4 protein-coding genes and 1 pseudogene are annotated in these 12,068 nt (G+C 49.0%); 3 read left to right on the top strand and 2 right to left on the bottom strand.

Translation table 11 applies throughout. From position 1 onward, the window contains the following. Positions 1-31 precede the first annotated feature (31 nt). Positions 32-346 carry a BON domain-containing protein gene (locus tag C8R14_RS07960; protein ID WP_041353796.1) on the top strand — a complete coding sequence of 105 codons (315 nt, stop codon included), beginning with the start codon at positions 32-34 and terminating at the stop codon, positions 344-346. Positions 347-862: 516 nt separating this feature from the next. Next, positions 863-9,820 (top strand): glycoside hydrolase family 94 protein, encoded by an 8,958-nt coding sequence (locus C8R14_RS07950; protein ID WP_011634713.1) that lies wholly within the window; start codon positions 863-865, stop codon positions 9,818-9,820. A gap of 145 nt (positions 9,821-9,965) precedes the next feature. On the opposite strand, the pseudogene C8R14_RS07945 reads toward C8R14_RS07950, so the two are convergent. Both C8R14_RS07945 and C8R14_RS14085 read right to left on the bottom strand, forming a co-directional pair. After that, positions 9,966-10,273 (bottom strand): annotated as a pseudogene (locus tag C8R14_RS07945) (IS5/IS1182 family transposase); the annotation flags it as partial. A gap of 998 nt (positions 10,274-11,271) precedes the next feature. Further along, positions 11,272-11,400 (bottom strand): hypothetical protein, encoded by a 129-nt coding sequence (locus tag C8R14_RS14085; protein ID WP_256201571.1) that lies wholly within the window; start codon positions 11,398-11,400, stop codon positions 11,272-11,274. A 269-nt stretch (positions 11,401-11,669) separates the two neighbouring features. Between C8R14_RS14085 and C8R14_RS07940 the strand changes: the two genes are divergently transcribed. Then, positions 11,670-11,972: a helix-turn-helix domain-containing protein gene (locus C8R14_RS07940; protein ID WP_049753112.1), complete on the top strand. Its 303-nt coding sequence runs from the start codon at positions 11,670-11,672 to the stop codon at positions 11,970-11,972. Positions 11,973-12,068: the final 96 nt, after the last annotated feature.

Genomic DNA, 12,068 nt, shown 5'->3' with positions numbered 1-12,068 from the left:
ATCAATTATTCGAGAGAACCTTATCATGACGATGACGCAGCTTAATAACAATTTCTTCACTTTCTTCTTAAGTATCCTAATAATTTCTTTGCTGGGCTGTGCGCCGACCGCAAAGCAATCAGGAACCGGAGAATATATCGATGATAGTGTCATTACCACAAAGATCAAAGCAGCGATTTTCAATGAACCCACCCTAAAATCTGCTGAAATTAACGTTGAAACTTTCAAAGGTGTTGTTCAATTGAGTGGCTTCGTTAGTTCGCGGGCTCATGCCAATAGAGCGGTTGAAGTTGCACGTAGTGTTGCGGGTGTAAAATCTGTCAAGAATGATATGCTAATCAAATAGTAATTGTTGCATTGCTTAACTGATCAGCCATTGTATTTTTTATCATTATATGGGTATATAGGTAGAAAAATAGAATGGAATGTAAAAACATTGTGCGACCAAGGAGGCTCGCTATATGTGATAGTGCGGCGTTGCACCGGTCATTCAAGCTACTTAGATTTAATTGTCTGCCTGGTTGGGCGCTTGCCGCTTGCTCATCAATATTTCGTCATAATCATAATAAGTTGGGTTAACGGGGCAGGGGCTTCCTTAATCGTACGAACCATGCGCAAATAGTTTTTGGTCGTCCCCTCTACTGTAAAGAAGTATCCCTTGGATGCAGCTGAACGGTAGGGGTACGCGCATATGACGAAAAGGCCTGCTCCCTGCGCGTCTTGCCAGTAATGACTGTCCAGCTCCACCTCATTCCATCTGGATATGTATTTTTAAGAGGTACTTAGATTCTGATTCATCCAATCATGGCATTGCCAGGAAATGGAAATTTGAAATCTTAATCCAAAACGGAATACATTATAAATGAAAACCAATAGTAACTATATCCTCCGATATCTGCGCCGATGGAGCGTCTATTTGGGTGGTGGTATTCCACTGAAGGATGCCTTTAATGAGTTGCCGCTACGTTTAGAATTGCTCAGTGTTGAGCAGATGGAACAACGCGGCAGGCGTCTTGCGGCCATGCATAAATTGTCACAGGGGCGCTCGCAGAATCAGTTGATACAGCGCCTAGCCGAAAATGAAGCGATCTTAATCAATGTCTGCAGTCGACTTACGGCAGCGGTAAAAGCCAACCAACAGATCACACCGGCCAGTGAATGGTTGCTTGATAACTTCTATCTTGTCGAAGAACATATCCGCATTGCCAGGCGCCATATGCCTAAAGGCTACCACCGTGGATTGCCCCGATTATTGAATGGCTCTTCGGCAGGATTGCCGCGTGTCTATGATATTGCACTAGAAATCATTTCGCACGGGGATGGGCGGGTAGACTCGGAAAGTCTCAGTCGTTTTGTCTCGGCTTATCAAACAGTTAGTGTGCTTAATTTAGGTGAATTATGGGCCATTCCCACCATGCTGCGACTGGCCTTAATTGAGAACCTGCGACGCGTTGCCATTCGCATCGCCGCTAATAGAGTTGACAGCGATCTTGCCAACATATGGGCCGATCGAATGGTAACGGCCGCGGAGACAGATCCGAAGAACCTGGTGCTGATAATTGCAGACATGGCGCGCTCGCAACCTCCAATGTCAATACCATTCGTATCAGAACTTACGCGCCGACTGCAAGGGCATGGTCTTGCTCTAACACTACCATTATCTTGGATCAAACAGGTGCTTTCCGAGTCAGGGCTGACTATCGAGCAGGTTATCCAGTCAGGAAATCAACATCAGGCTGCTGACCAGGTTTCCATTAGTCACAGCATCAGCAGCCTACGTCTTCTGGGGGGAATGGATTGGCGCGAGTTTGTCGAAAGCATGAGTATTGTCGAGCAAACATTGAGGGAAGATCCGGACGGTACCTATGGCAAGATGGATTTTTCCACCCGTGACCACTATCGTCATACAGTCGAAAAGATTGCAAAGCGGAGTTCCCTTACCGAAGCCGAGGTAGCGCGAAGTGCGGTCCAACTTGCACATGAGGCTCAGGCAGCACATCCGGATGGTGAAGAACGCATGGCGCATGTGGGTTTCTATCTGATCGATCGGGGCTTGCACGAGCTTGAAACAAAAGCACAAGTACGCTTCTCTATCGCTAAAACACTCATGAAAATGGGGGCGAAGTATACATTACACGTGTACCTCGGTTTGATCACACTCCTGACACTGCTGTTCAGCACCGGCCTAGTAGCCATCGCGCATACTCAAGACGTGTCGGATGAATTCTTGCTGTTGATCGGTATATTCGCATTATTACCCACGAGCCAGTTAGCACTCACCCTGGTGAATTGGTTAGCAACCTTGTTTGTGACCCCACATTTGCTGCCACGCATGGATTTCTCTACGGGCATCCCCGCGCAATCTCGGACACTAGTCATCGTGCCGAGCATGCTTACTAATTCGCAAAGCGTCAACGACTTAGTTGAAGTGCTGGAGGTGCATTTTTTAGCGAACCAAGATAAAAACCTCTATTTTGGTCTTTTGACTGATTTTCACGACGCACATGAAGAAACGCTACCCGAAGACGAGCCTTTGCTGCAGCTGACTCAGGCGCGAATCGAGACACTTAATGCAAAATATGGTACTGCAGAAAAGAGTATTTTCTTTCTTTTTCATCGCCCGCGCCGCTGGAATCCACAAGCGCTTATCTGGATGGGTTATGAGCGCAAACGCGGCAAACTTGCCGATCTAAATGCATTGTTGCGCGATAAAACACATAGTAATGTCGATAAACGCTTTTCACGTATCGTTGGTAATACCTCTTGTCTCACAAATATAAAATATGTTATCACCCTGGATACGGATACACGGTTACCGCGCGATGTTGCATGGCAGCTTGTAGCTGCCATGTCCCACCCACTGAACCGCCCCCGCTACAATAAGACGCGAGAACTTGTATGTGAAGGCTACGGCATTCTTCAGCCGCGCGTCAGCGTGAGCCTGGAGAGCACTAATTGCTCGCGTTATGCACGATTACATGGTGGTGAGGCGGGTATCGACCCCTACACCGGCGTCATCTCGGATGTCTACCAGGATGTATTCGGCGAGGGCTCTTTCATTGGCAAAGGCATTTATGATGTAGATGCGTTCGAACGAACATTGAATGAGCGCTTTCCCGAGAACCGGATTCTCAGTCACGACTTGCTGGAAGGATGTTACGTGCGCTCTGGTTTGTTGAGTGATGTACATGTATACGAAGATTACCCTGCACACTACCTTGTGGATGTGAGCCGCCGTCATCGCTGGATACGGGGCGATTGGCAATTACTGGGCTGGTTGCTGCCACATGTTCCAGGTCCTGGTAAGCATCGACCAAAAAACCCTCTCTCGCGTTTGTCGCAATGGAAACTGTTCGACAATCTGCGGCGCAGCCTCGTACCGATTGCGTTACTGCTGCTGCTATTATTAGGTTGGGTAGTGTTGGCTTCACCCTGGTTCTGGACCTTGGCCGTGATTGGTACACTCTTGATTTCACCCTTAGTAGAATTGGTTGTGGAAATCTTTCGCAAGCCAGAAGAGGGATCGTTATATCAACATTTTGCTGCGTCACTCGACACGGCCAGCCAACGCCTGGCGCAAGGAGCCGTTACTTTAGCATGTCTTCCCTTTGAAGCCTGGTTCAGCTTAGATGCAATCATGCGTACGGTGTGGCGTATGTCATTTACTCACAAACGGCTGCTCGAATGGAATCCATCAGGCGAAGTCGCACGCAGCAGCCACACAGGCTTCACCGCCATATCGCGCGCAATGTGGATTGCTCCACTGATCGCTATTGCTACAACCCTCTACCTGCTGCTATTCAAACCCACTGCACTTGTAGTAGCGGGACCCATTCTACTGCTGTGGTTAGGTTCACCTATGCTTATCTGGTGGACCGGACAGCCACTCACACGAGGTGAGACACAGCTGACAGCTAAACAAACTATCTTTTTGCGCAAGATTTCTCGCAAAACCTGGGCATTTTTTGAGACTTTTGTCGGGCCAGAAGACCATTGGCTGCCGCCGGATAATTATCAGGAACATCATGGTGTTGCTGTTACACACCGTACCTCACCAACTAATATCGGGATGGCACTACTCGCGAATTTATCCGCTTATGACTTCGGTTACCTAGCAGCCGGGCAGCTAATTGAGCGTACGACACATACCTTCAATACCATGCAAACACTGGAACGATATTGCGGTCATTTTTACAACTGGTATGACACGCGATCATTGAAACCACTACATCCATTTTATGTTTCAACAGTGGATAGTGGAAACCTGGCGGGTCATCTGTTGACCTTGCGGTCAGGTTTGCTTACGCTTGCCGACGAAAAAATCTTTGATGTACGCTGGTTCCATGGACTCCACGACACACTTGGAATTCTGTTGGATGCAGCAGGAAATACTCGCTCGGATCTGCTCATCGCATTACGGAAAGATATCGATTCCGCATGCAGCGCCCCACCTACTACACTCACACTTGCACGGCAATGCCTCGGCCAGTTGGTGAAACGTGCAGAAGCGTTTGCCGGCAGCATTACGACTGCCACGCAACAGCCCTCTCAAACAGAGAATGCGCTTATATCAACCCGTAAGAAGCAACCACTCGCCGAAGCTGGGGGGTACCTGGTGATAGACAAGCATCTCATGGACAACCCCACCTTGGATCACACCAGCGCCATCATTTCCGATACAACTTCTGAGAGTGACATGGTTTGGTGGTCATATGCGCTGGTCCGGCAATGCCGCGCAGCCTTCGACGAACTAACCTTTCTGGCCCCCTGGCTGGCGTTGCCAGTCGCACCGAGTGGGCTCGACAACAACCTTGATATCACCGAGATTCCAACGTTACGAGAATTGGAAAATATCGGAAATAAATTGCTGCCAGCAATCGAACAACGACTTGAAACCTCCCTTACGAATACTTTGACATCCGCGGAACATGCATGGCTACGTGAGTACTGGCACTGCATCACACAAGCGTGTCATCGTGCCACTGAGCGAATTGCGACCATCGAGCAACTTGCCATGCAATCGGGTGAATTCGCATGCATGGCATATGACTTCCTATATGATAAATCATCCCGTTTACTGGCAATTGGGTACAACGTGGATGAGTTGCGACGAGATGCAGGTTACTACGATTTGCTGGCTTCGGAAGCGAGATTAATCAATTTTGTTGCAATTGCACAGGGACAAGTGCCGCAAGAGAGCTGGTTTGCCTTAGGGCGTTTGCTTACAACTGCTGGTGGCAAACCCGTGCTTTTATCGTGGAGTGGATCGATGTTTGAGTATCTGATGCCACTCCTGGTAATGCCAACCTTTGAAAACACATTGCTTGACCAGACCTATAAAGCATCGGTAGCACGGCAGATTGAGTATGGACGGCAACGAGGCGTGCCATGGGGCATGTCGGAATCCGGCTATAACCTAGTCGACGCTCATCTCAATTATCAGTATCGAGCATTTGGTGTGCCTGGCCTGGGACTCAAACGCGGACTCGCTGATGACCTGGTCGTTGCTCCTTATGCTACCCTGCTGGCGCTGATGATAACACCCAAGGCAGCGTGCCTGAATCTACAGCAACTTGTTGCACAAGGACTGGAAGGTAAATTCGGCTTTTACGAAGCGATCGACTATACGCCATCACGTCAGCGGCGCGGGGAATTAAGCACAATAGTACGATCTTATATGGCTCACCATCAGGGAATGAGCCTGCTCTCCCTGGCCTATCTACTGCTGAATCGCCCGATGCAGAAACGCTTCGAATCAGAACCATTATTCCAAGCGACTTTACTGCTTCTTCAAGAGCGAATTCCCAAAGCTACGACATTCTTTCCCCGCACGACCCAGTTTTCCAATATCCAGCTGGCTGCTCGTATTGCAGAAGCTCCGATTCGCATTTTCAGCAATGTCAGAACGCCTCTACCGGAAGTTCAATTGTTATCCAACGGACGTTATCATGTAATGGTTACCCACGCTGGTGGTGGCTATAGCCGTTGGAAAGATCTTGCCGTCACACGTTGGCGCGAAGATACAACTTGCGATAATTGGGGATCGTTCTGTTATCTGCGTGACGAAAGCAGTGGTGAAATCTGGTCAACTACCTATCAACCAACACTGAAACAGCCGCAGCATTACGAGGTGATTTTCTCCGAGGGACGCGCTGAATTTCGCCGCCGTGATTTTATAGGCGATGGCGATTTTGAAACCTATACTGAGATCGTAGTGTCACCAGAAGACGATATCGAACTGCGCCGTGTGCGCATTACTAATCGTGCCCATACTTCCCGCACCATCACAGCGACGAGTTACGCGGAAGTTGTGCTCGCTGTACCCGTTGCAGATATGCTGCATCCAGCTTTCAGTAAGCTGTTCGTGCAGACCGAAATTGATGAGAAATATCAGGCAATACTTTGCACGCGCCGGCCGCGCTCAGCTACCGAGCAAACATCCTGGATGTTTCACATGATGACAACGCATGGAGTGGATGTCAATGCCATTTCTTATGAGACGGATCGAATGCAATTCATTGGCCGCGGTCACACTGCAGCCGATCCGCAAGCGTTAAGCAGCACATCCTCAGGAATGCTTTCTGGCAGCCAGGGTTCGGTGCTGGATCCGATTGTCGCTATTCGTCATGCCATTACACTCGGCCCGGAGCAAACGATTACCCTGGATATAGTGAGCGGCATAGGAGAGACGCGTGCTGACGCTATAAGTCTGATTGGGAGATATCAAGACAAGCGACTTGCGGATCGTGTCTTTAATGTTGCTTGGACACATGCCCAAGTAGCGTTACGCCAACTCAATGCAAGTGAAGCTGACGCACAACTTTACGGACATCTGGCCAACTCTATTCTTTATACCAATAGTTTACTGCGCGCTGAAGCCAGCATTTTGATGCAGAATCGTCGTGGGCAATCCGATTTATGGGGCTACGCCATTTCTGGAGATTTACCTATCGTCCTGCTACAGATTGGTGATGTAGCCAATATACAATTAGTGCGTCAATTGGTTCAGGCTCACGCCTACTGGCGTTTAAAAGGGTTGGCAGTGGATCTAGTGATCTGGAATGAAGATCGCGCCGGTTACCGGCAATTGCTCCAAGACCAAATCATCGGTTTAATTGCGGCGAGTACCGAGGCGCACGTCATCGATCAACCAGGCGGCATCTTCGTGCGACGCACGGAGCAGATATCGAACGAAGACCATATTCTATTCCAATCCGTTGCACGAGTGATCATAACAGATACCCGAGGAACGCTGGCAGAACAGATCAACCGCCGCAACATCGGGGATGTACGGATACCGCGCTTTCGGCCGAGTCAAAGCTACCGTGCAGATCCCCCTAACAGTAGCCCATTGCCGCCACGTGATCTTATTCTGCACAACGGACTGGGCGGGTTCACGCGGGACGGGCGAGAATACGTCATAACGACCACAGCTACGCAGATGACGCCAGCACCATGGGTAAATGTGTTGGCAAATCCACATTTTGGCACGGTTATCTCCGAGAGTGGCCAAGGCTATACCTGGAGCGAAAATGCACACGAGTTCCGTCTTACACCTTGGCACAATGATCCGGTGTCTGATACAGGTGGAGAAGCCTTTTATCTACGTGATGAAGAGAGTGGCCATTTTTGGTCACCTACACCTCTGCCCTGCCGTGGCGCAAATCCGTATGTCAGCCGGCACGGATTTGGCTACAGTGTGTTCGAATATACTGAAGGAGGCATCGTCTCAGAGCTGTGGGTATATGTGGCTATAGATGCTGCAGTCAAATTCTCGGTATTGAAAATACGTAATGTATCCGGTCGGCCACGCCGACTCTCTGCAACTGGCTATGTAGAATGGGTGCTGGGCGGTTTGCGGTCAAAATCAATCATGCATGTGACCACGGAAGTAGATCCTGGCAGTGGTGCGGTGTTCGCACACAATCCTTACAATATGGAATTCGTTGGTCGAATTGCCTTCTTTGATGTGGATGGAGTCAATCGCTCAATCAGTTGCGACCGCGCCGAGTTCATTGGACGTAACGGGTCACTCAGAAATCCGGCTGCCATGGCGCGCACACGTCTTTCCGGTAAGGTGGGGGCAGCATTAGATCCTTGTGCTGCGATCCAGGTAAGTTTCGACTTGGCAGACGGAGAAGAACGTGAAGTTATTTTCCGCCTGGGGCAGGCCGGTAGGCGTGGGGCCGAAGATGCGCGCAGTCTGGTGCATCGTTTTCGCGGATCAACAGCCGCGCACACTGCACTCGAGGCGGTATGGCAATACTGGAACCACACTCTTGGCGCAGTCCAGGTGGAAACCCCAGATCCGTCTCTCAACGTGCTCGCCAATGGATGGCTTATCTACCAAACACTTGCCTGTCGCTTGTGGGGACGCAGTGGTTATTACCAATCAAGTGGTGCCTTTGGTTTCCGTGACCAGTTGCAAGATGTGATGGCGCTAATCCACGCTGAGCCAAAACGCGTGCGTGAGCAATTGCTGCTGTGTGCAGCGCAGCAGTTTGTGGAAGGTGATGTGCTGCACTGGTGGCATCCACCATCAGGTCGTGGCGTACGCACCCGTTGTTCAGACGATTATCTCTGGCTACCGCTGGCAGTATGTCGTTATGTATTGAGTACCGGTGATATGGGTGTGCTGGATGAATCCGTTCCCTTTCTCGAAGGCCGCCCGGTTGGCCCTGAGGATGACTCATATTACGATCTGCCAGGACGTTCGACCGAATCAGCCAGTTTGTACCAACACTGTGCGCGTGCTATTTGGCATGGCTTGAAATTTGGTGAGCATGGCCTGCCGCTGATCGGTTCCGGAGACTGGAACGACGGCATGAACCTAGTAGGCTTGCACGGCAAGGGTGAAAGTGTCTGGCTCGCCTTCTTCCTGTACGAAGTATTGATGCGCTTCGCTGAGCTAGCACAGCAGAAGGATGACATGCCTTTTGCCGAACAATGTCGGAACGAAGCTGAACAACTGCGCCAACGCATCGAGCAAAATGCCTGGGATGGTGCCTGGTACCGCCGTGCATACTTCGACGACGGCACCCCACTGGGATCGGCGAGCAACACAGAATGTCAGATCGACTCAATCTCACAAAGCTGGTCGGTCCTCTCCGGCGCAGGAGACCCTATACGTTCACGCAAGAGTATGGACGTCGTCTATGAGCGACTGGTACGGCACGATCATGCGCTGATTCAGCTTTTTGATCCGCCGTTCGACACATCCGATCTGGATCCGGGCTATATTAAAGGTTATGTTCCTGGTGTGCGCGAAAACGGAGGGCAGTACACTCATGCTGCTATCTGGGTCGTCATGGCGGTCGCGGCCTTGGGCGACAACCAGCGTGCATGGGAATTGATGGACATGATTAATCCCGTGAATCATGGAAAATCAGCAACAGATGTGGCGATTTACAAAGTCGAGCCCTATGTCATGACTGCCGATATCTACGCGGTCTCACCACACATCGGTCGTGGGGGGTGGAGCTGGTATACGGGTTCTGCTGGCTTGATGTACCGGTTGATTGTGGAGTCTCTGCTTGGCTTACGACTAGACGTGGATAAACTCTATTTTGATCCCTGTCTGCCCGCATCCTGGCAAGCGTTTAAACTATATTATCGGTATCGGGAAACTGTCTATCATATTACCGTGTCGCAAACGACGGATACTGGCAATGCTCCACAAAGCAGTGTAATGCGCGTTACGGTGGATGGCATCGAACAATCCGACAAAACTATTCCGCTAATTGACGATCGTCAGGATCATACGGCCGAAGTAAACATCGTAACCCCGCCCAGCGACACTGATGATCAGGCAGATAATTGAGTAGAATGAGGCCAATATTAACTAGTCGCCCCTGAAAAACTCTCGCTACTGATTGCAGTTTTTGGAATCAAATCTGATTTTCTATTGTTCATTCGGATCAATTCGCATGAACTGAGGTTTTTATCAGAAGATTGGGATGATTTTTTTATTTTCCGTATGAGAAAACGGCAAAAAAAATGGCCAGTAGCCATTGTTTCAGATTCCAGGCGCAAGCGGCCATCAAGAGGTTGATGTGATCACCAATAGCGCCTTCAGGTAATTTTTCGCCATTCGGTAATCTGCTTCTAAATGACCAATGATGGGTTCAATGGCTGCATGTCTTTTGCATTGCTTGCGCTTTTTGTCTCGCTGGTAACGGTTATCCTGTTTGAGGATCTTGTCCGGTAGTACGATACGGGTTCCGTTAACTTCATGCTTGCCACAATGACCGCAATCACACATAGCCTGCCTAGCGTCTCATAATAGCCCGAGTGGCTTACCTCCAGGAGGCGACAACTACGGGCAACAGAGATTGCCTTCTTTTGTAACTGGTTTGACGAGCTGGTAGCTCATTTCAGTTGCCGGGCAAAGAAGGCTGACGCTTTTTAAGATATCGACATCCATCTTCAGTTGCCGGTTTTCCTGCTCAAGCTGGCGGATAAGTTGCTGTTCGGCAGTGAGCGGATGCCGATGCCAGGATTCCCACTTTGTTCTGATTCATATTAAGTTACCCAGCGACGGAGGCACTCTGACCGATACTCATGCTTCACTGATGTGGGCTATGCTCAGCCCCTGTTCCTTAATCATACGTACGATTTCTAGTTTGAAGCTGGTATCAAATTGCCTGCGTTGCTTTTTCATGTAAAACTCATCGGCTGGTGGATTTTCCACCTATCGAGGTGCCCGGATAAATTAGACCACTCACTGTCCTTCACCATTTGATAGCTCGCGCTTGTATAAACCAGTAAGCATCAGACGTAACGCTCCCTAGTCAGTCAGCGCGTCAATCTTCATCAGTACGTTGTTTTGTTTCGCACGTTGCGCCAGTTCCAGGGATCCAAAATTCATCTGTATCTTCTACTCCTCTCACCTTTTACCTTTCGCCAGTTTAGTTGTTTATTTGGCTAACGTGGGGAAGTGGTGCAGGAATCTTCCTACTGTAAATTTACCGGCCCACCCGGGAAACGGCCGTCTCACAAACAAATAATCAGAATTCTTAAAAAGAATTTTTCTTCCCAATAAATATGGAAATAAACGATGAAACTGAAGTAAAATCTGGATAATTAAACCAAGTTGCTGAAAGAAACAGAACTGGTTAATGATTGAACGCGAGATAGATCAAGATAAAGTTATTACGGAATAAACTGTTCTTATTATTGCAATCCATCCCCGCCGCAGGAAAGCTGGAGGGGATAGTGTATAGGTATAACCAACACAGCAGCGAAATATCGTGTTATGCAGTTGTCAAAAAGTTAGTTCACAACAGGCGTAAGATGCACGGCTAGTGCAGCACATCCAGCTAATAGCACCAATAAAAATACACCGGCAAATAACATATTCTTGGTGGTATCAATATCGCTGTCTTTTTCCACTGTACTCATTTTTCATAACTCCTTTATCGTATGCATTAGAAATGAAACGATGATGAATTGAATTTACATCTTATTTATTAATTCACATTAACAAATAAGATGTGGCCAGCCAGAAATATAGCATAAAAGGCCTACTTTTTGTATAACTCGGAAGAGTTGTAATCAAATGTACGATCTGTTTAGTCCTAGGATATGCGGGTCTATCTTAGAACCTGTTCAAAAAGAGGATAAAGGCAAAAACGCAGCAAGAAAGCTTAGAGCATTTTTGATTTAAATATATGCATGCAATAGACTATTCTCTATTACAACTGATGGGGAAGGTTATGCATGCCTATTCACAAGATCTTCGGGATCGCATTCTGGGTGCGTTGGATCGTGGCGAAGGTCCAACGGCAATTGCCCGGCGCTTTGAGGTGAGTCGCATGTGGGTGTATCAGGTACGCAAGCGATGGAAAGAAGAAGGCCAGCGCCATAGTTTGCCGATGGGAGGTTATCGGCGATCCCGCATTGCGCACAAGGAAGCGCAGATTCGGCAATGGATAGAAGCCACGCCGGATCTAACGCTTGTCGATGGGGGTTGAGTTTAAAAAAAACCCTGCACGCCAGCGAGCAATCGCGCACAGACGTACGTCAGGCACGAACTGAGTGGGCCCGCGAGCAGCAGCATTGGGATTGCC

Origin of the sequence: Nitrosomonas eutropha (assembly GCF_003201195.1) — a bacterium.
In the GTDB taxonomy this organism is placed as follows: domain Bacteria; phylum Pseudomonadota; class Gammaproteobacteria; order Burkholderiales; family Nitrosomonadaceae; genus Nitrosomonas; species Nitrosomonas eutropha.
This window is presented reverse-complemented; position numbering and strand designations above follow the sequence as displayed.